The sequence below is a fragment of the Paenibacillus sp. FSL H7-0357 genome (assembly GCF_000758525.1).
Taxonomy (GTDB): Bacteria; Bacillota; Bacilli; order Paenibacillales; family Paenibacillaceae; genus Paenibacillus_AQ.
The window spans coordinates 7,064,898-7,084,915 of the sequence record NZ_CP009241.1 but is presented as its reverse complement, the minus strand read 5'-3'; the positions used below and the strand labels follow the sequence as shown (position 1 = coordinate 7,084,915).

Annotated in this window: 17 protein-coding genes; 14 read left to right on the top strand and 3 right to left on the bottom strand. The window is 52.4% G+C overall.

Annotated elements, in window-relative coordinates:
• The first annotated feature begins 162 nt into the window (after nt 1–162).
• The 9 genes from prfB (at nt 163) to argH (ending at nt 11,272) form a co-directional block, all read left to right on the top strand.
• Nucleotides 163–1,276 (top strand): peptide chain release factor 2 gene (gene prfB / locus H70357_RS31320; RefSeq protein WP_156130971.1). Its coding sequence is split into 2 segments (ribosomal slippage): nt 163–234 and nt 236–1,276, totalling 1,113 coding nucleotides; the frame shifts between segments, so codons are not numbered across the junction.
• A 161-nt stretch (nt 1,277–1,437) separates the two neighbouring features.
• On the top strand, nt 1,438–2,322 hold the full coding sequence (locus H70357_RS31315) for a YitT family protein (RefSeq protein WP_038597305.1): 885 nt from the start codon (nt 1,438–1,440) through the stop codon (nt 2,320–2,322).
• 185 nt (nt 2,323–2,507) lie between these two features.
• Nucleotides 2,508–3,563: an N-acetyl-gamma-glutamyl-phosphate reductase gene (argC, locus tag H70357_RS31310; RefSeq protein ID WP_038597303.1), complete on the top strand. Its 1,056-nt coding sequence runs from the start codon at nt 2,508–2,510 to the stop codon at nt 3,561–3,563.
• A gap of 21 nt (nt 3,564–3,584) precedes the next feature.
• Entirely contained in the window at nt 3,585–4,817 is a 1,233-nt protein-coding gene (gene argJ, locus H70357_RS31305; protein WP_038597301.1) for a bifunctional ornithine acetyltransferase/N-acetylglutamate synthase, read from the top strand.
• 40 nt (nt 4,818–4,857) lie between these two features.
• Complete coding sequence (gene argB, locus H70357_RS31300; RefSeq protein ID WP_052092349.1) at nt 4,858–5,676, top strand: acetylglutamate kinase; 819 nt, start codon at nt 4,858–4,860, stop codon at nt 5,674–5,676.
• A gap of 226 nt (nt 5,677–5,902) precedes the next feature.
• Nucleotides 5,903–7,189, top strand: a complete 1,287-nt coding sequence (locus tag H70357_RS31295; RefSeq protein WP_038597298.1) for an aspartate aminotransferase family protein — start codon at nt 5,903–5,905, stop codon at nt 7,187–7,189.
• The gene (gene argF, locus H70357_RS31290; RefSeq protein WP_038597296.1) at nt 7,186–8,154 is read left to right on the top strand and encodes an ornithine carbamoyltransferase; all 969 of its coding nucleotides are present in this window, start codon (nt 7,186–7,188) and stop codon (nt 8,152–8,154) included. The genes H70357_RS31295 and argF overlap by 4 nt, the downstream gene beginning before the upstream one ends.
• A gap of 338 nt (nt 8,155–8,492) precedes the next feature.
• A complete protein-coding gene (locus H70357_RS31285; RefSeq protein ID WP_038597293.1) occupies nt 8,493–9,728 on the top strand; it encodes an argininosuccinate synthase in 1,236 nt (411 codons plus the stop codon).
• Between the two features lie 128 nt (nt 9,729–9,856).
• Entirely contained in the window at nt 9,857–11,272 is a 1,416-nt protein-coding gene (argH, locus tag H70357_RS31280) for an argininosuccinate lyase (RefSeq protein ID WP_038597290.1), read from the top strand.
• Nucleotides 11,273–11,403: 131 nt separating this feature from the next.
• On the opposite strand, the gene H70357_RS31275 is transcribed toward argH, so the two are convergent.
• Nucleotides 11,404–12,189 (bottom strand): alpha/beta hydrolase, encoded by a 786-nt coding sequence (locus H70357_RS31275; RefSeq protein ID WP_038597287.1) that lies wholly within the window; start codon nt 12,187–12,189, stop codon nt 11,404–11,406.
• Nucleotides 12,190–12,411: 222 nt separating this feature from the next.
• On the opposite strand from H70357_RS31275, the gene H70357_RS31270 reads away from it, so the two are divergent.
• A complete protein-coding gene (locus H70357_RS31270; protein WP_052092348.1) occupies nt 12,412–13,014 on the top strand; it encodes a DL-endopeptidase inhibitor IseA family protein in 603 nt (200 codons plus the stop codon).
• A 20-nt stretch (nt 13,015–13,034) separates the two neighbouring features.
• On the opposite strand, the gene H70357_RS31265 is transcribed toward H70357_RS31270, so the two are convergent.
• Nucleotides 13,035–13,439, bottom strand: coding sequence for a CBS domain-containing protein (locus tag H70357_RS31265; protein ID WP_038597285.1), 405 nt, complete (start codon nt 13,437–13,439; stop codon nt 13,035–13,037).
• Nucleotides 13,440–13,641: 202 nt separating this feature from the next.
• Complete coding sequence (locus H70357_RS31260) at nt 13,642–15,078, bottom strand: VanW family protein (RefSeq protein ID WP_038597283.1); 1,437 nt, start codon at nt 15,076–15,078, stop codon at nt 13,642–13,644.
• Nucleotides 15,079–15,376: 298 nt separating this feature from the next.
• Here H70357_RS31260 and ftsE point away from each other — a divergent pair, with 298 nt between their 5' ends.
• The 4 genes from ftsE to H70357_RS31240 all read left to right on the top strand — a co-directional run bounded on the left by ftsE (nt 15,377) and on the right by H70357_RS31240 (nt 19,935).
• A complete protein-coding gene (gene ftsE, locus H70357_RS31255; protein ID WP_038600957.1) occupies nt 15,377–16,063 on the top strand; it encodes a cell division ATP-binding protein FtsE in 687 nt (228 codons plus the stop codon).
• Nucleotides 16,053–16,967, top strand: a complete 915-nt coding sequence (gene ftsX / locus H70357_RS31250) for a permease-like cell division protein FtsX (protein WP_038597280.1) — start codon at nt 16,053–16,055, stop codon at nt 16,965–16,967. Before ftsE ends, ftsX begins: the two co-directional genes overlap by 11 nt.
• A 68-nt stretch (nt 16,968–17,035) precedes the next feature.
• A complete protein-coding gene (locus tag H70357_RS31245; RefSeq protein WP_038597277.1) occupies nt 17,036–18,346 on the top strand; it encodes a murein hydrolase activator EnvC family protein in 1,311 nt (436 codons plus the stop codon).
• Between the two features lie 119 nt (nt 18,347–18,465).
• Nucleotides 18,466–19,935 (top strand): S41 family peptidase, encoded by a 1,470-nt coding sequence (locus H70357_RS31240; protein WP_038597275.1) that lies wholly within the window; start codon nt 18,466–18,468, stop codon nt 19,933–19,935.
• The last annotated feature ends 83 nt before the right edge of the window (nt 19,936–20,018 follow it).

Genomic DNA, 20,018 nt, shown 5'->3' with positions numbered 1-20,018 from the left:
GGCCGGAAGTCCAAACATTCCACGCAGTTACGGGCATCACCGAATAATACGCTTTGTTCTAAAGACCAATTCCGCCAGCGAAGCGCGTTGGACTCCCATGTCGCCTAAGTCCAATCAGCCGCCCGGCGCAACCACTTATTTTTGAAAGGTGAAGTGAACCATATGATCGATGCTAACGTGAAGCAAGACCTGCGTGAAATAGGCAAGAAACTAACCAACCTTAGGGGGTCTCTTTGACTTAGATCTGAAGCAGGAGATGATCGCAAACTTTGAGGAGAAAATGGCTGCTCCCGGATTTTGGGATGATCCTGAGAAGGCACAAGGTGTAATCGCCGAGATGAACGCGGTAAAATCCAGCGTGGATCAGTATGAGAAGCTGCAGCAGGATTATGAAGATGCCGCAATGATGACTGAGCTTGCCGATGAAGAAGGCGACGACGCCCTGGCAGCAGAGATTGCCGGAACCATCCGCAGTGTGGGCAGTAAAGTCGATGAGTTCGAGCTTCAGCTGTTGCTGAACCAGCCGTATGACAAGCTGAATGCAATTTTGGAGCTGCACCCGGGTGCTGGTGGAACGGAATCCCAGGATTGGGGACAGATGCTGCTGCGAATGTATACGCGGTGGGCGGAAAAGCACGGATTTAAAGTAGAGGTGCTCGATTATCTGCCGGGTGATGAAGCGGGGATTAAGAGTGTTACACTGCTGATCAAGGGTTTTAATGCCTATGGCTATTTAAAGACTGAAAAAGGGGTCCACCGGCTGGTGCGCATTTCACCGTTCGACTCTTCCGGAAGACGCCATACTTCTTTTGTCTCCTGTGATGTCGTTCCGGAAATATCCGATGACGTAGAGGTGGAGATCCGTACAGAGGATCTGAAGATCGATACGTACCGGGCGAGCGGCGCAGGCGGTCAGCATATCAATACAACCGACTCTGCCGTGCGGATTACCCACTTACCGACAGGTGTAGTGGTAACCTGCCAGAACGAGCGCTCGCAGATCAAAAACCGGGAACAGGCAATGAAAATGCTCCGTTCCAAGCTGTATGAGCGCAAACTGCAGGAACAACAGCAGCATTTGGATGAGATCCGCGGCGAGCAATCTGATATTGCCTGGGGAAGCCAGATTCGCTCTTATGTATTCCATCCCTATAGCATGGTAAAGGATCACCGCACTTCCGTGGAAACAGGGAATGTCGGAGCGGTCATGGACGGCGATTTGGATCTGTTCATTGACGGGTACTTGCGGAGTCAAATTAAAACAGAGGTTGAATAAGCAGAACTGTATTCCTACGCGTCTTCGGAGGTGTAGGAATTTTTGTGATGTAAGAATGAAATGCCTGTAATTCCCGCAAAGTAGTTGAAACGCTCTGGAACAACAACTTGACTTGACGGCGATATATAAGCAAGATCACATCTTAAGGAGAAAAGGCATACATGCAAAAAATCAATTCACGCAACAAACCCCCGTTGATCCCGCTGAACGGTCCGCTGCGCCATACCGTAGATATTGTGCTCATCCTGGTCGGGTCGCTGATTACCGCGCTTGCTTTTAATCTGTTTTTCTTGCCGAACCAGATTGCATCCGGCGGGGTATCGGGATTGTCCGTACTTGCCGAAGCCTGGTTTCATGCAGAGCCGGCATTTACGCAGTGGGCGCTGAATATCCCGCTGTTTGTACTGGGGATCATTTTTCTCGGCAAGCAATATGGAATCCGCTCCTTGCTGGGGAGCTTTGTGCTGCCGCTGTTTATTTACCTGACCAAAGATGGGCCTGTTCCTACAACAAACCCGCTGCTGGCTTCTATCTATGGTGGTATCGGCGTGGGGCTGGGTCTGGGTCTGGTTTTCCGCGGGCGCGGTTCGACAGGTGGTTTGACCATTCTGGCGCAGATTATCCAGAAGATCACCGGGTTCAGCTTCTCACTCTCCGTTGTGCTGCTGGACGGCACGGTCATCACGCTGGCTGCTTTTGTACTGGGGATGGAGCAGGCGATGTACGCATTGATCGGGCTGTTCGTTACAGGCAAGGTAATCAACGCGCTGGAGGTAGGCTTTAGTACGACCAAAGTTGCGTATATTATTTCGGATCAGACGGAAGAGATATCGCAGGCGATCTTAAACGACCTGGACCGTGGTCTGACTAAGCTGAAGGCTGAGGGCGGATATACTGGTGACAATCGTACGGTGCTCATGGCAGTTGTCGGGCAGAATGAGATTACGAGGCTGAAAGCCATTGTCCGCTCAGTCGATCCGGGCGCGTTTGTCATTATAACGGAGGCTCATGAAGTATTGGGCGAAGGCTTTAAAAGAGAAGCATAGATTTTTCCTTAGGGGAAGCTCAACGCTTCTCTTTTTTCTTAGATATCGGGTCACGGGCTGCGGTGGAAATCTAAAAATGCTTGGAATAAAGTTGACGCAACATGTTGTATTTATATTAATTCGGACGTATAATAATACATATTTGCAGGACGGTATTCATTCAATTCATGAAGCAGGAAGTGGGGATGACAGTGGAAGGCAAGCTGAGAGCGGCAATTGTCGGATCAACGGGTTATGGAGGCGTGGAGCTGATTAGGCTGCTGCAGAACCACCCTGATATAGAGGTTACATCAGTGATCTCCTCATCGAGTGCGGGCGAGCCCATTGAGAATGGTTTCCCCCACTTAACGGGAATTATCCAGCGCAATCTGGATGGTGTAGACCCGGCAGAGATCGCCGGAAGGGCGGATGTCGTGTTCACGGCTACGCCGTCGGGAGTCAGTGCGAAGCTGGTGCCGCAATTGCTGGAGGCAGGACTGAAGGTCGTCGATTTATCGGGTGATTTCCGGCTGAAAGACGGTGCGGAGTATGAACAGTGGTATAAGCATCCGGCTCCCCCTCAAGCTTACCTGGAGCAGGCGGTCTACGGCTTATGTGAGGTATTCGGGGAACGTGCCGCCGGCGTGGATTTTATCTCTAATCCGGGCTGTTATCCTACGGCAACACTGCTGGGGCTGATTCCGGCTCTGAAGGCAGGCTGGATTAAGCATGACAGTATCATTATTGATGCAAAATCGGGAGTTTCCGGGGCAGGGCGCGGAACGAGTCTGATGGTCCATTTTGCCGAGATCAATGAGAATCTCAAAGCCTATAAAATCAACAAACACCAGCATATCCCCGAAATTGAGCAGGTCCTCACGGAGATTGCCGGAGAGAAGGTAACCGTAACGTTCACTACGCATCTGGTTCCGATGAACCGGGGGATTATGAGTACGATGTATGCCGGGATGAACGGAAATTATAGCGAGCAGGATTTTGTGGAATTATACCGTGAGTATTATGAAGGCAGACCGTTTGTCCGCGTCCGCGGGGCTGGCGTAGTTCCGGCGACGAAAGAAGTCAGCGGCTCCAACTACTGCGATATCGGGTTTGCCACAGATGGTCGTACAGGTCGGGTTACCATAGTGTCCGTGATTGACAACATCGTTAAGGGCGCAGCAGGGCAAGCGATTCAGAACCTGAATTTGATGATGGGATGGGAGGAAACCCGTGGCCTTGGCTACACGCCTGTGTATCCGTAAGGTTCAGCGGTCAAACATACAATGAATGAGATTAAAGCATATACCGTCGTGGAAGGCGGAAGTATAACTGCACCGAAGGGATTTACCTCTGGAGGGCTGCACTGCGGCCTCAAAAAAACAGACCGCAATGACCTTGCGGCCATCCTTTGCGAGGTGCCTGCCACAGCTGCTGCTGTCTATACGACCAATGTATTTCAGGCTGCTCCGCTGAAGGTGACACGGGAAAGTCTGGCGAACGGGGTATTGCAGGCGGTAATCGTAAACAGCGGAAACGCCAATGCCTGCACTGGTGAACAGGGGGAAGCCGATGCCTATGAAATGCGCGCCGCCGCTGCACGTCATCTTGGTGTGAATGAGCTGGATGTGGCGGTCGCTTCTACCGGGGTAATCGGTGAGCTGCTGAAGATGGATTGTGTACGCAGCGGAATAGCCGGACTTCCGGAGAAGCTGGATGAGGGAGCGGCTGGTGCGGAGGAATTCTGCCAGGCTATTTTGACTACCGATCTGGTGAAAAAAGAATGCTGCGTGAAGGTACTTGTCGGCGGCGAGGAAGTTACAATTGCCGGAGCGGCTAAAGGTTCGGGAATGATTCATCCCAATATGGCCACGATGCTGGGCTTCATGACCACGGATGCGGTCATTGATGGGGAAGCTCTGCTGACCCTGCTGCGCACGGCTACCAATTCAACATTTAATATGATCACGGTGGATGGAGATACGAGCACCAATGATATGCTGGTAGCGATGGCCAGCGGTCTGGCCGGGAACGAGAAGCTGACGCGGCTTCATCCGGATTGGGATGCTTTTGCTGCTGCGTTTATACATGTCTGCAAGACGTTGGCCAAGGCAATTGCCCGTGACGGCGAGGGTGCAACGAAGCTTATTGAAGTGCAGATCAGCGGGGCGGTCCATGACGAGGCTGCAGGTGCGATTGCCAAAACGGTGGTCGGCTCCAGTCTGGTCAAATCGGCGATATTCGGTGCGGATGCCAACTGGGGAAGAATTATTGCTGCGGTGGGACGCGCGGGAGTTCCTGTATCACCAGAGCGTGTAGACATTTCGCTGGGAGAGATCGAGGTGCTGAAGCAGTCGCGTCCGGTTGCTTTTGATGAAGAGAAGGCACTTCACTATTTGCAAAAGAGCGATACGATATTGATTACCGTAGCTTTATCTGATGGGGACGGTACGGCTACAGCCTGGGGCTGTGATCTCACTTATGATTATGTGCGGATCAATGCGGCCTACCGTACCTGACCAACCTGTTGCATAAGTCCATGGGAAGGATACCGATACTATGACCGATGAACGTATAGAGAAGAATAAGGCTGGCGGGCTGTTCGTGATGAAATGCGGCGGCAGTACGCTGGCGGCATTGCCTGACTCTTTTTTTGAGGATTTAAGAGAGTTGCAGAGCAGCGGTGTGAAGCCTGTGATCGTTCACGGCGGTGGCCCGGCCATCTCCGGAAATTTGGCGAAGCTGGGTATTGAGAGCCGTTTCGTGAACGGCCTGCGGGTGACGACCGAGGAAGTGCTGGATGTGGTGGAGATGACCTTAGCCGGGAGTATCAACAAGGCGATTGTCCGAAGAATTCAGGGCAGCGGCGGGCAGGCCCTTGGCCTATCTGGTGTCGACGGGAATCTCATCATGGCCAAACCGGTAGCGAACAGCGATGAAGTGGGCCAGGTCGGTGAAGTAACCGCGGTCAAAGCAGAGATCATCGAGGGTATTCTTGATTTGGGCTATATTCCTGTAATTGCTCCTATCGGTGTGGATGCTGCGGGCCAGCGCTACAATATTAATGCGGATACTGCAGCCGGAGCAGTGGCTTCTTTTGTGGAGTCGCCCAAAATGATTGTAGTGACGGATGTTCCCGGCATTATGCGTACAGTGGAAGGACAGAAGATCGTGCTTCCGTCGGTGACGGTGGCGGAGATTGAAGAATTGATCGAAAGCGGCGAAATCTACGGCGGGATGATTCCTAAAGTTCGGGCCGCGATGGACTGCATTCAGGGCAGTGTGTCGGAGGTCGTTATTGTGGACGGCAAGGAGCCGAAAGTACTCAGCCGGGTGCTGCAGGGCGAAGAGCTGGGAACGAGAATTATCTCTTCCTAATATAAGTTGAACAAAAGAACTACCTAGGGCATAAGCAACGGCCGGAAGTCCAAACATTCACCGCAGTTGCGTTCTATGCCGGATCGGTAAATCTAAATTTCAACTTATGTAGCTGAATTTGATAGAATGCAAGAGAAGATATAGTGCACAGCCGCATTCTGATTGGAATTACAAAATACAGCGCTGCCGGAATACCGGAAGCAGCATGGTGGGAGAGTGACTAAGAATGAGTAAGCTAACGCAAGCGGAAAAGGATTCTTTGACAGGGGCAACGGAAAACCGTTCAGCGGAACTGGAGGATCAGGGGGCTGCTCCTGCCAAGCTGGGTGCGGTATTCCCGTCCTATGCCAGATATGACATTAGTCTGGTCAAGGGCAAAGGCAGCTGGGTATGGGATGATCAGGGCAACAAATATCTCGATTTCATGTGTGGTCTGGCTGTGACCAGTCTGGGGCACGCTCCGGAGAAGGTTGGCGCGAAGCTGAAGGCGCAGATTGATACGCTATGGCATGTGTCGAACCTGTTCCACATTCCGGGCCAGGACCGGGTAGCTGCGCTGCTTACGGGCAACAGCTGTGCGGATCAGGTATTCTTTTGCAATAGTGGAGCAGAAGCGAATGAGGCTGCGATCAAGCTGGCCCGCCGCTATCACCAGAAGGTAAAGGGCACGGGGCGTTATGAGGTTATCACGTTCGAACAATCCTTCCATGGCCGCACATTGGCGACACTTACGGCTACCGGCCAGCAGAAGGTTAAAGAAGGCTTCCTGCCGCTTCCGGCAGGCTTTAAGACGGTGCCTTTGCATGATCTTCCGGCGCTTAAGGAAGCGATCTCCGAGAATACCGCAGCCATTATGCTGGAGATGGTGCTGGCGGAAGGCGGTGTGCTTGAGGTGCAGCAGGAGTTCCTGGACGCAGTGGTGGAGCTGTGCAAGGAGCATGGTCTGCTGCTGATCGTCGATGAAGTGCAGACCGGCATGGGCCGTACAGGCAAGCTGTTTGCACATCAGCATTACGGCATTGAGCCGGATATTTTCACTTTGGCCAAAGGTGTGGCCAGCGGTTTTCCGGCGGGGGTTATGCTGGGCAAAGGCTATTTGCGTGAAGCCTTCAGCCCGGGCAGCCATGCGAGCACCTTCGGGGGCACGCCGCTTGCCGCAGCGGTGATGGAAGCGACCATCGAGACGATGCTCGAAGATGAGCTGCCGCAGCGCGCAGCCGAAATGGGCCGGTACCTCACCGGATTGCTGGGAGAGAAGCTGGCAGATACGCCGTTTGTGAAGGAGATCCGCGGCAAAGGCTTGTTGATCGGCATCGAATGCCAGTCACCGGTAAGCGATATTGTGCTGGCCGGACAGAAGCAGGGATTGCTGTTCGTACAGGCCGGACCGAATGTGATTCGGCTGCTGCCTAATTTATATGTAAGCAAAGAGGAGATCCACCAGGCGGTGGACATCCTTTCCGAACTAATTCATACTTATGCTAACAAAGAAAACGGGGAGGCAGGTTCATGAGCCAGGGTGTACAAAACGCTGCGAATACAATCGCACAGCAGCTCAAAGGCCGGGATTTACTGGAGCTGAACGATTACAGTCCGGAAGAAATCACGTATTTGATCGATTTGGCCATCGAGCTGAAACAGAAGCAAAAGAACGGCGAGGTCTATCAGCCGCTAAAGGGCAAGACGATCGGACTGATCTTCGAGAAATCCTCAACCCGCACACGCGTTTCATTTGAAGTGGGGATGTATCAGCTGGGCGGACATGCGCTTTTCTTAAGCAAAAATGACATTCAGCTCGGACGCGGAGAAACGGTCGGCGATACGGCGCAGGTAATGTCCCGTTATCTTGACGGCATCATGATCCGTACCTTTGGCCATGATAAAGTGGAGGATCTGGCGCGTTATGCCTCAGTTCCTGTAATCAACGGGCTGAGCGACCTGGCGCATCCTTGCCAGGTGCTGGCCGATTACCAGACGGTCTATGAGCACAAGGGTAAGCTTAAAGGGTTGAAGCTGGCTTATATCGGCGACGGCAACAACATGGCACATTCCCTGCTGATCGGCGGAGCCAAGCTGGGTGTGCATGTCTCCATCGCCGGACCGGAAGGCTATGAGCCGGATGCCGCTGTGGTCGCGGAAGCGCGGGAGATCGCCAAGGAGACGGGGTCTGTCATCGTTATTACCCGCAGCCCGCAGGAAGCGGTGCAGGATGCCGATGTCATCTACACGGACGTGTGGGCGAGCATGGGCTTTGAGGCCGAGCAGCTGGCTCGCGAAGCGGCGTTCAAGGACTATCAGGTCAATGAGGAACTGGTCAAAGGCGCGAAGAGCGACTACCTGTTCCTGCATTGCCTGCCGGCCCACCGCGAGGAAGAGGTCAGCACCGGTGTAATCGACGGGCCGAATTCGGTCATCTTTGACCAGGCCGAGAACCGCCTGCATGCGCAGAAGGCCTTGATGGCCGCGCTTATGGGCTAATTAATTTAGCATTAGGCTTAGAGTGAATAAAGATTGATCTTGCAAGGGTCTTGCTTGGTCTTATACTATATAAAACACTATATAGGTTGAACTTAATAAACAGCGTTAGAATTCCGGTGCGGAGCAACGGAGTGAAAGTTTGGAACTGTAGGAGCGATAGCGTCCGCCTTTATAATCAGATTTCATCTGCGAACGCAGACTGAAATTATAGAAATCTGATTATAACAGCGGCCGAAAGTCTAAACATTTCACGCAGTTGCGCCTGATCACCGGAGTTCTATAAGCGAATTTTTGAAGTTCATCTTATACCCCCCCACACGAAAGGAAGTTGCTTCTTCATGGCTAAAGAAAAAATTGTACTCGCCTATTCCGGCGGACTGGATACCTCGGTTATTCTGAAATGGCTGAAAGAAACCTATGACGCGGAGATCATTGCTTTTACAGCCGATATCGGCCAGAAGGAAGAGCTGGACGGTCTGGAGGAAAAAGCACTGGCGACCGGCGCCTCCAAAGTCTACATTGATGATCTGCGCGACGAGTTCGCGAATGACTTCATCTACCCGATGTTCCAATCGGGCGCACTTTATGAAGGACAGTACCTGCTGGGCACCAGCATTGCCCGTCCGCTGATCGCCAAGCGGATGGTGGACATTGCCATCGCTGAAGGCGCTACGGCAATTGCCCATGGCGCAACAGGCAAAGGCAACGACCAGGTACGCTTTGAGCTGGGTGTAGCTGCACTGGCTCCGAACATCAACGTTATTGCACCTTGGCGGCTCGAAGAGTTCCGCAACCAGTTCCCGGGCCGTGCAGAAATGATCGCTTATGCGGAAGCCAACGGAATTCCGGTACAGGCCTCAGCGGCTAAGCCGTATTCCATGGACCGCAATCTGCTGCATATCAGCTATGAGAGCGGCGTGCTGGAGGATCCTTGGTTTGATCCAAGCGCACCGGAGAATAAGGGAATGTTCCTGCTCAGCAACGCGCCGGAGGATGCTCCGGACGAGGCGGAATATTTGGAGCTGGATTTCCTCAAAGGCGATTGTGTTGCACTGAACGGCGAAGCTTTGACCCCGCTGCAAGTCATGGAGAAACTCAATGAACTGGGCGGCAAGCACGGTATTGGTCGCGTAGATATGGTGGAGAACCGTTTTGTCGGCATGAAGAGCCGCGGCGTGTATGAAACTCCGGGCGGAACGATCCTGTTCACGGCACACCGCAAGATGGAGTCCATCACCATGGACCGTGAAGTGATGAACCTGCGCGACAGCCTCATTACCCGTTACAGCACTTTGGTGTATAACGGCTTCTGGTTTGCGCCTGAACGTCTTGCTCTACAGGCTCTGGTCAAAGAAAGCCAGCAGAACGTGACCGGTACGGTGCGTCTCAAACTCTACAAAGGCAATATCATCGGTGCCGGCGTCAAGAGTCCGGTCAGCCTGTACAACCCGGATATCGCGACGATGGAAGCTGATCCTACACAAGCTTATGACCAAGGCGATGCCACAGGATTTATCCGTCTGAATGCCCTGCGTCTGAAAGTTTCAGCAGGTGTAGCGGAATCCAAGAAGTAGAGTATTTTAACCGCGCGGCAGTATTAGTCAAGAAATAAGTTCAGCTTAATTAAGCAGACATCCGAAGGCCGTTCCTCCCGTCAGGACAGGAGCGGCCCTTCTGGCGTCAACAGAGGAGGAAACAACAGGTGAGCAAGCTTTGGGGCGGACGTTTTACCAAAGGAACAAACAAGCTGGTGGAGGAATATACGGCTTCCATCGGGTTCGATAAGGCTTTGGCCGAAGAGGATGTGCAGGGCAGTCTGGCCCATGTCACAATGCTGGGCAAATGCGGGATTTTGCCGCAGGACGATGTAGAAACGATCAAGGCAGGATTGAATAAGGTGTTGGATAAGGTTCGTGCGGGAGAAATTGTTTTTTCCGTAGCGGATGAAGATATCCATATGAATATCGAAAAGAACCTGATTGAGGAGATCGGTCCGGTCGGCGGGAAGCTGCACACCGGACGCAGCCGCAACGATCAGGTGGCGACCGACATGCATCTATACCTGCGCAATCGGGTAGTAGAGCTGGTTGGGCTGCTGCATGAGCTGCAGGAAGCGCTGATCGGCCAGGCGAAGGATAATCTGGAGACGATTGTTCCCGGTTATACGCATTTGCAGCGGGCACAGCCAATCCTGTTCGCCCATCACCTGCTGGCTTATGTATCGATGTTCCGCCGGGATGCGGAGCGCCTGACGGACAGCTATAAGCGGATCAATGTGCTGCCGCTAGGAGCGGGCGCGCTGGCGGGAACTACATTCCCGATTGACCGCCATTTTGTAGCGGAACAGCTTGGCTTCGACAGTGTGTACGAGAACAGCCTGGATGCAGTCAGCGACCGTGACTTTATCGTTGAGTTTCTGGCAAACGCCTCGTTGATCATGACCCACCTGTCCCGGCTCAGCGAGGAGCTGGTGCTGTGGAGCAGCACGGAATTCAGCTTCGTGGAGCTGGATGATGCCTTCTGTACCGGCAGCAGCATTATGCCGCAGAAGAAGAATCCGGATGTGCCGGAACTGGTGCGGGGCAAAACCGGCCGCGTCTACGGCAACCTGATTGGCCTCCTGACCGTACTGAAGTCCCTGCCGCTGGCTTACAACAAGGATATGCAGGAAGACAAGGAAGGCATGTTCGATACAGTAGCCACTCTTACAGGGGCGCTGCAGCTGTTTGCACCGATGATCTCCACCATGAAGGTGAACAAGGGGCGGATGCGTGAAGCGGTGAATACCGATTTCTCCAACGCGACCGATATTGCAGACTTCCTGGTCGGCAAAGGCTTGCCTTTCCGCCAGGCCCATGAAGTCATTGGCAAAACCGTACTGTTCTGCATTAACGAAGGGAAATTCCTGCTCGATCTGACGCTGGAGGAATTCAAGCAATTCTCGCCGCTGTTCGACGAGCAGATCTATGCAGTCTTGCAGCCGGAAGCGGTGGTGGATGCGCGCAACGTGTACGGCGGCACAGCCACTGTGCAGGTGAAAGCAGCGATTGGACGGGCAGAGGATTCCTTGCTTGAGGCCGATAAATGGGTAGCACAGCATGGAAACGCCGCTGAATAGTTAACTTTTGGCCAACGCATCATCGAAAGAGCTTAAATCAAGAAAGACTGTCTTCAGCCGTATCTTTGATCACGGGAGGACAGTCTTTTTTTCTATGCCAGGGGAATGTCTCTGCATTGGCAGAGAAAAGCCTATTTCGATAATGGCAGCCAGGCCAGCACATCGCGGATCTTGGTGTCCCAGTAGCCCCATTCATGTTCACCCGGGCCTTCCTCATAAGTGAGGGGCAATGACGTCTTGCTGCAGGCTTCACGGAAGGCCTGATTATCCTCGTAGAGGAAATCCTCGGTGCCGCAGCACTGGTAGAGCAGCGGTTTGGGTCCCTTCGAGCCGTCAACTTCTTGAAGCAGCCATAATAAGTCATCCGGAGTGCCTGCGATGTCTTTCTTGCCAAAGATCAGCTCGTACTCTTTACTTTTCTTCGAGGCATCTTCCGAGTTCAAGAAATGATGGGCCATATCGAGTGCCCCCGACAGACTTGCAGCAGCGGCAAAAACCTCCGGCTTGCGCAGACCCAGCTTGATCGCCCCATAACCGCCCATCGATAGGCCGGCTACGAAGTTATCCTCACGTTTCGCTGACAACGGGAAAAAGGAGCGCGCCAGCGCAGGCAATTCCTCACTGATAAACGTCCAGTAATTGCCCCCTGAGGCCATATCCGTATAAAAGCTGCGATGTACCTGCGGCATAACCACAGCAATCCCCAGTTTCGCTACATACCGTTCGATTGAAGTCCGGCGCAGCCAGATGGAGTCATCATCAGACAAGCCATGCAGCAAAAACAGCGTCGGGTGAAGATCACCCCGTTTTACATTGCTGAGCCCGATCTGTGTAGTGGTTTGCTGCGGCAAAATGACAGTCATCGAAGTGTTCAGTCCCAATACTTCTGAATAAAATTTGCATTCTATTAAAGCCATTTATTCACTCCTCCTCTCAGCCAAATAATACCACAGTGCAAATCCGATATACATCCTCGGCGGAGCTTTTTTTGTGCTTGCCGGACATTAATCCGTTTTCATAAGAAGCGGGATTGGGTATTTTAGCTTACGGGGCACCGTAAGCTATAAAGTGGCTATCGCTGCAATGGAAGCATTTGAGCTCTGCTAATTTTTAAAGACAATGAAGGAGGCGTTTAAAGGATGAACAAGAAGTGGATGATCGGTTCGTTAGCTCTCTCCCTGGGGCTGATGTCTGCGGGAAGCGGGGCACTGGCGGCTTCACTGCCGATCTCGAATACAGGAGTAAAAAGCGTGGCCGTAGTGGCACCGGGAAAAGAGGGGCCGGTACTGATCAATAATTTGACAGTCAATAGCGTGGTTCCGCTGGTGGCCCATGCCAAAGCTTTGTATACGTATACGCATCGCGGAGGAAGTGCATATATGCCGGAGCTTTTTCAGTATAATGCTATGGAATACCGGTTTCTTTCCAGTGATCTCGGAACGAAACAGAAGCTGCTCAGTTACATAAAACGTGCGTACACCCACAAGGCGGCGGCTTATTATGTACAGAATCAATTTCTGGAGTATAAGGGGAGAATGGCGCAGGTGAATGCCGACATGGGCAATTCACTGCAATATGAGAAGGCCAAGGCCAGAATGGTTTCCAAAACCACAACCTCAGCAGTGTTCGAGCTTACTGTGCCTTATCCAGAGGGCCAGGGCCCGGCAGAAACTGTAGTAGTCGAACTGAAAAAAGTGAACGGGTACTGGAGGATTGACACGTCACCGGACATTCTTTTCTAAGAGGCAGTGGAGTAGGGTTGCTATTCGGGCTGAGGTAGATCTGAAGGGTAGACAACACCGGCGAACTTGCCGTTGCTCGTAATAATAATGCAATCATTTCTCATAGGCTCGGGGCGGTTCATTGCTTCAGCCCGCACGTTGTCTGGGGAGGCGGAGATGTCTGCAATCAGCGGCTTGCGGTTCATCAGCTTGGTTATAGATTCTCTGTAGAAATGATCCATGCCCAAACGTCCGGTAGCTTTCAAAAAGAAGCGCTCGCACATCAGCAGGCCAACAGGTTCATTCACGGAGTTGCAGACGACAATGCATTTGGATTCCGGATGCTGAAACATGACACGCAGCGTTTCACGGCAGGTGCGGGAGGCGTAGACGGCAGGAGCGCTGCGGACGACGGAGGGCAGCCCGGATGCAAGTATGGTGCTCATAGTAATTCATCCTTTCTGAGACTAGTTTACTGTCAGTGTAACGTCATATCATTAACTGCGGTGGCGCTGTAGATTATCAGAGTGTAAAATGGATATATACACTTGTGAAACTTATACTTATATTGCCCAAAAAGACGGTCAGAGCATCCGCTGCTGACCGTCTTTTTCGAATTTCCGGAATGCCCGCCAGTAAGGGGAAGGCTCACTGCTGTTGACTGCTGCGTACGCCATCCTCAACCAGTTGTTTTTTTGGAGATTCCGGCAGGGTGGATCTGCTCATGCCGCCGCGGTTGATGGCGATGACCCGTTTTTGCGCCGGATAGACATCGCGTGAGAGCTTTGTCTTCTCTACGGCTTTGCCGTCCTCATAGCGGGTAATATAGGTCTCAACCACATAGCCGGTTTTGCCGTTCTGCAGTACCCGTGTTCCGCCGCGAGGCAGCGAGGAGTCGCCCACATACTTATCGGTCGGCGGCAGCACCTCCACGGTCTGGGAGTGGACAGCATAGGAAACGTTCTTCGGGAACGTTCCGAACAGCTTTACAGTTAAGGTGCGCCCCTGTACTGCAGCTTTAATAATCAAATATTTACCGGTGTTGTTGCGGAAGCGGAAATTGATGTAGCCCTGGGCGAAGGTTGCATCCTGTCCCTTGGGCAGATAGCTGACCGGCAGCGAATGATTGCGCCGCTCTACAATTTCCAGCCCCGAGCGGAGTGCGGCGTTGTAGAGGGTACTGGAGACCTGGCAGATTCCACCGCCAGTGCCGGGCTGCAGCTTTCCGTTTACAATAACCGGTGCTTCACGGAAGCCGTATTCAACCTGAGCTTTTTCAATCGCTTTACCATAATCGAACACAGCGCCCGGCGGGAGCATTGTACCGTTGACGGCTTTGGCGGCGGCTTCTACGTTAAAGGACCGCCCGGGTCCGCTTGTACCGAGTGAAGTGCTGAATTGGGTGATTTTCCGTTCAATCCCCTGGTCTTTCAAAGCCCTAAGTGTGACTGCAGGCTCCTGGACGGCCAACGGCACTTCAAGAGTGATCCCCTTGCCCTGCAAAGAATCTACGGTACTGAGTCTGGTTGGCAGGGCCGCCCGGAGGGCAAGCTCCAGTCCGTGCCAATCTACCTCGTAGGAGGTCTTCTCTGGTGTATAGACTACGCGGTCATCCTCAGTAATCCGCCGCGTTGCATCAACTGGAATGCCAAAAGACTCTCTTTCCCAGGCCGGGCTTAAGCTGTTCTGGAGCTGGCTGATCTCCAGATGGGCCCCGAAGCTCCAGCTGCGGGGGAAACTCCGGCGGGCACGCACCCGGTCCAAGAGTCTTCCGTCTGTCAGCTCCTTCAGTCCCCGGAGGAAATGTTCCGCTTCGTAGGTCATTCCCGCTTGCTTCAGCGTGAGGGTCAATTCCGTATTACCCTCCGCCTTCAGGATAAGAGGGACCGCCTCCAGCGCCTCCAGCCGCGCATTTAATCCGTTGCGGACCTCGCTGATGTCCATTCCGCCGATGTTCCAGCCTGCCAAATGGGTGTCTTTCGGAATGGTTTTCTGGCTCCCATATAAATGAAGCGCTCCGGCGAAAAGAGAACCGGCAAGGATGAGCCCGATCAGAGCGATAAGCGCAGCGTGGATTTTTTTCATGAAAATTCTCCTTCTGGGGGCGTATTGGCGCTTGAAGCGGCGCGGGCCATAGTAACAATGCTAGTAGTAACAATGCTTAAAGAACGGTTTCTGCAACCGATATATATGTACAGGGGACAACAATCACGCTTTTATATATGTATATGTGCAGCTCCGGCAAAACTTTCGGGTACTCAATCGGTTACGGATTTGTTACAATAGATACGCCTGCGATAATAATGCAGTTTATGGAAGCTCCCGCTGTTTACTGTCGAAAGGCAGGGGCCGGAGCAATATGTCAGAATCGGGAAGTGATAAGATGATCGAAATGCAGGATGTATGGAAGACCTACCCGAACGGAACCCATGCCCTCCAAGGTGTATCCGTTAAGATCGATCGCAATGAATTCGTTTATATCGTCGGACCGTCCGGCGCAGGGAAATCAACGTTCATGAAATTAATTTATAGAGAAGAAACTCCGACCAAAGGACAGATATCTGTAGGCGGGTTTAATATAGGTAAGCTTAAGCCGCGCAAGATCCCTTATGTCCGCCGTAATATCGGCGTTGTATTTCAGGATTTTCGCCTGCTGCCCAGGCTGACAGCTTACGAGAATGTCGCTTTTGCTATGGAGGTTATTGAAGCACCGAAGAAGATCATTAAGAAACGCGTCAATGAAGTGCTCGACCTGGTAGGTCTCCGCAGCAAAGCGGGCCGTGAGCCCTCGCAGCTGTCAGGCGGGGAGCAGCAGCGGATCGCGATTGCCCGGGCCATCGTCAACAATCCTTCTGTTATTATTGCGGACGAGCCTACCGGCAATCTGGATCCCGAGACCTCATGGGGAATTATGCAGCTTCTTGACGAGATTAATTTTCGCGGCACGACCATTGTAATGGCTACCCACAACAGAGATATAGTCAACAAAATGCGCAAGCGGGTGCTGGCTATAGAGAACGGTAACATTGTTCGAGACCAGGTGAGAGGGGAATACGGTTATGAGTTTTAAGACCTTCTTGCGGCATGTGCGGGAAGGCTTCAAAAACGTATTCCGCAACGGTTGGATGTCGGTGGCTTCCATCACGTCCATTGTCGTCTCTCTCTTCGTCCTAGGCGTATTTATATTGCTAGTGCTTAATGTTAATTCCGTCGCAGACAAGGCGGACAGCCAGGTGCAGATCAATGTGCATTTAGCGCTGAATACGGATCAGAAGATGCGTGAAACGGTGGAGAACGAAATCGGCAGCATGCCGGAAGTCAGCAAGGTTGAGTTCGTCTCCAAGGAGCAGGGGCTAAAGGAATTCCGCGAAGATATGGGTCCGGATGCCGCCGAGCTTTTGGAAGGTTTTGATGTAGATAATAATCCGCTGCCGGACAAGCTGCTGGTGGAAGTTATCGAACCCAAAACCGTTCCTTTTGTCTCCGGAAAGATTGAAGCACTCAACAAGACCCACAAAGAGCAGCCAATCTTTAAAGTTAACTATGGCAAAGGATCGGTAGAGACGCTGTTCAAAGTAACGCGTGCTGTGCGTAACATCGGCTTTATTTTTGTAGCAGGGCTTGCGCTGATGTCGATGTTCCTGATCTCCAATACGATCCGGGTGACCATTCTTGCCCGCCGCAAGGAGATTGGCATCATGAAGCTGGTGGGTGCGACGAATTATTTTATCCGCTGGCCGTTCTTTATTGAAGGTGCGCTCATTGGTCTGATCGGATCGCTGGTTACCTCAGGTGCCCTCTACGTCGGTTACACCGGTCTCGTGGCTTCCGTACAGGGAGATCCGATGCTTGGGCTGCAACTTGTTCCCTTTGAGGATATTTGGTTGATGCTCTGCGGGCTGCTGGTTGGCCTGGGAGTGCTGATCGGTGTGTGGGGAAGTACTGTGTCGATACGCAAGTTTTTGAAAGTATAAGTCTTCATTCAATACTACTAAAATTACGAAATGATAAATATTTGAGAATAAAGGATGGGGAGTGCGAGTTGAAGAAGATTGCCGCCGGATTAGCCGCTGCACTGCTGGTTGTCACTTTAGTAGGACCCTCTGACGGATATGCCAAGAAGACAAGTGTCGCTGAAATTGACAAGCAATTGAAGAAGCTGCAGCAAGAGGTGCAGACGGCCAAGGCTGCACAGGAAAAAGCGGAATCACGCAATCAGGAAGCCCAGCACTATAGGAACAAGACAACGCTTAATCTCCAGAATGTGCTGGAGCAAATAGAACAAGTGAAAGGTGAAATGAAGACCACCTCCGGCAAAATTGCCAGCACCGAAGAGTCGCTTAATGTTACCGCGGCCGAGCTGGATGAAGCAGAAGCGCGTGTAGCTTCCCGGGAGAAATTGCTGGAATCGCGCGTTCGGCTGATGTATACAGATGGGGCGGTATCGTACCTTGATGTACTGCTGTCTTCAAAGAGCTTTGCGGATTTTCTCGACCGGGCCGATTCGCTGAAGATGATTGTGGATCAGGATCAGGATTTGCTGGTGCAGCACAAAGTGGACAAGCAGACCGTTATTGTGAAGAAGCAGGAGCTTGAAGGGCAATATGTCCAGGCCAAGCAGTTGTACACGAATCTGGAATCCCAGCGCAGCGTGCTTAAGGAAAGAGAAGCGCAGAGACAGGAACTTATTGCTTATTATGACAAGGAAATACAAGACACGGATGATATCAGTGAAGAGCAGAACGCCAAGCTAGTGCAGCTTGCCAGTGAACGTTCCGCTTTACAAGTGCAGAAGGATAAGATTAAGGCTGAAGAAGCGGCACGCAAGGCAGCAGCAGCGAAAGCGGAGGCGGCCCGCAGAGCGGCGGCAGCGGCGGCTAGAGCGAAGGCTGCGAGCGCTAGCAGCTCCAGTTCCGATTCGAATTCCAGTTCGAGTTCTTCGGAATATGTTGGAGGCAGTGGTCCTTTCCTGATGCCGGTAGGCCAGGCGCGTATTTCTTCTCCTTTTGGTCCGCGTACCCATCCGGTGACAGGAGAGGTTGGTAAAGTGCATACCGGTGTGGATTTTGCAGTTCCGCAGGGGACGAGCATCCATGCAGCGGACTCCGGCACCGTTATTATTGCAGAATGGTGGAGCGGTTACGGAAACTGCGTAATTATTGACCACGGCGGCGGTGTCTGGACATTGTATGGACATATCCGCGAAGGCGGCATTAAGGTGAGAGAAGGCGAACAGGTAGAACGAGGCCAAGTAATTGCTGAATCGGGATCGACAGGCCGTTCAACGGGGCCCCATCTGCATTTTGAAGTCCGGATTGATCAAAAAGCGGTTAATCCAATGCCTTATCTCTAATTTTTAGCACTAATAAATATAAATTCGTTATACGGCATATACTGGGAGAGATACCGTTCTTTCCTGGACGGACTAATGTGGGTTTTACGAGATGGACAAGAAGGGACGGTGGGAACGTTATGTTAAAGAAAAGCACAGCGGCCTTTATGATCGTCGCCGCCTTGCTGTGTGGCAGCCTGCTGACCTTAGGCGTAACCGGATATGTGCAAGTATTTGGACAAGCCGCAGGCGAAGGCCTGGCGGCGTCGGTGCGGCCGACCGGTGGCCTGGAGGACAAGGAGTCACAGAAGCTTGGAACCGCTCTGAGTTTGATTGAGGGCAATTATTACGAGACTGTGGACCGGGAAAAGCTGATAGATGGTGCGGTCAACGGTATGATGGAAGCCCTGGGCGACCCTTATTCCAACTATATGGGCAAGGAAACGGCAGAGAAGTTTGAGGAGAGTATCGAAGGCTCCTTCTCGGGAATCGGTGCGGAGGTTTCCTCGGACAACGGCAAGGTAGTGGTGGTGTCCCCGATTAAGGGCTCACCTGCCGAAAAAGCCGGAATTCAGGCCAAGGATGTTATCCTGTCGGTGAACGGGGAATCGCTGGAGGGGTTGGAGCTGAATGCGGCTGTAGCCAAGATACGCGGCCCGAAAGGCAGCGAAGCCACGCTTCAAATCCAGCGGGCAGGTTCTGCAGTGCCGCTGAAATTTGTAATTACCCGTGCTGACGTGAAGCTGGAGACTGTGTATGCGACCATGGAAAAGAACGGGGTGGGTGTTATCGAAGTGACCCAGTTCTCCATGAATACCGCCGAACGCTTCAAGACAGAGCTGGCTAATCTGGAGAAGCAGGGCATGAAGGGACTTGTCCTTGATGTCCGCAACGATCCCGGGGGTGTACTGCAAAGAGTCATTGAGATGGCAGAGCAGTTCGTACCATCCGGCAAAACGATTGTCCAGGTTGAAAATAAGGACAAAACGCGCGAGGTCAGTACCTCAAAGGGCTCAAGCAAGAAATACCCGGTAGTCGTACTGATGAACAAAGGCAGCGCAAGCGCATCGGAGATTCTTGCCGGGGCATTGCAGCAATCGGCCGGGGCCAAGCTGATCGGTGAGAATTCATTCGGCAAGGGCACGGTGCAGACCAGTTTTGAAAAGGAACTTGGGGATGGCAGTCTGCTCAAGATTACCATTGCCAAGTGGCTGACGCCGGATGGCACCTGGATTCACGGCAAGGGAATTAAGCCGGATATCGCGGTCGCCCAGCCTGATTACTTCTCGGTGGCACCTATTAACAAAAGTGTGACACTGCAATACAACATGAACAGTTCCGATGTGAAAAGCGCACAGACGATGCTGGAGGGTCTGGGCTACAAGCCGGGCCGCAAGGATGGATATTTTGATGCAGGCACGAAGGAAGCAGTCAAGAAATTCCAAAGCACGGCGAAGCTGAAAGCGACGGGTGTCATTGACGCCAAGACAGCAGAAGCCATGGAGCTGGCGCTGATCAAGGTTATTCAGGACCCGGTCAATGATAACCAGCGGAACAAGGCAATCGAAGAAATTCAGAAGGAAATTAAGGCAACAGCGTCGAAAAAGTAAGAAGGCTGAATTCAGCCTTCTTTTTTTCTATGATGGGTAGACGATAGTGGATTACACTGCAATAGGAGTCAAGCCAGGGAGAT

What these genes read in the sequence shown, in the direction of transcription:
- H70357_RS31275 (WP_038597287.1), bottom strand. Translation starts at nt 12,189, where the DNA reads ATGGCTTTAATAGAATGCAAATTTTATTCAGAAGTATTGGGACTGAAC.
- argC (WP_038597303.1), top strand. Translation starts at nt 2,508, where the DNA reads ATGACAGTGGAAGGCAAGCTGAGAGCGGCAATTGTCGGATCAACGGGT.
- H70357_RS31295 (WP_038597298.1), top strand. Translation starts at nt 5,903, where the DNA reads ATGAGTAAGCTAACGCAAGCGGAAAAGGATTCTTTGACAGGGGCAACG.
- argJ (WP_038597301.1), top strand. Translation starts at nt 3,585, where the DNA reads ATGAATGAGATTAAAGCATATACCGTCGTGGAAGGCGGAAGTATAACT.
- H70357_RS31285 (WP_038597293.1), top strand. Translation starts at nt 8,493, where the DNA reads ATGGCTAAAGAAAAAATTGTACTCGCCTATTCCGGCGGACTGGATACC.
- ftsE (WP_038600957.1), top strand. Translation starts at nt 15,377, where the DNA reads ATGATCGAAATGCAGGATGTATGGAAGACCTACCCGAACGGAACCCAT.
- argF (WP_038597296.1), top strand. Translation starts at nt 7,186, where the DNA reads ATGAGCCAGGGTGTACAAAACGCTGCGAATACAATCGCACAGCAGCTC.
- H70357_RS31270 (WP_052092348.1), top strand. Translation starts at nt 12,412, where the DNA reads ATGAACAAGAAGTGGATGATCGGTTCGTTAGCTCTCTCCCTGGGGCTG.
- H70357_RS31240 (WP_038597275.1), top strand. Translation starts at nt 18,466, where the DNA reads ATGTTAAAGAAAAGCACAGCGGCCTTTATGATCGTCGCCGCCTTGCTG.
- H70357_RS31265 (WP_038597285.1), bottom strand. Translation starts at nt 13,439, where the DNA reads ATGAGCACCATACTTGCATCCGGGCTGCCCTCCGTCGTCCGCAGCGCT.
- H70357_RS31260 (WP_038597283.1), bottom strand. Translation starts at nt 15,078, where the DNA reads ATGAAAAAAATCCACGCTGCGCTTATCGCTCTGATCGGGCTCATCCTT.
- H70357_RS31315 (WP_038597305.1), top strand. Translation starts at nt 1,438, where the DNA reads ATGCAAAAAATCAATTCACGCAACAAACCCCCGTTGATCCCGCTGAAC.
- argB (WP_052092349.1), top strand. Translation starts at nt 4,858, where the DNA reads ATGACCGATGAACGTATAGAGAAGAATAAGGCTGGCGGGCTGTTCGTG.
- ftsX (WP_038597280.1), top strand. Translation starts at nt 16,053, where the DNA reads ATGAGTTTTAAGACCTTCTTGCGGCATGTGCGGGAAGGCTTCAAAAAC.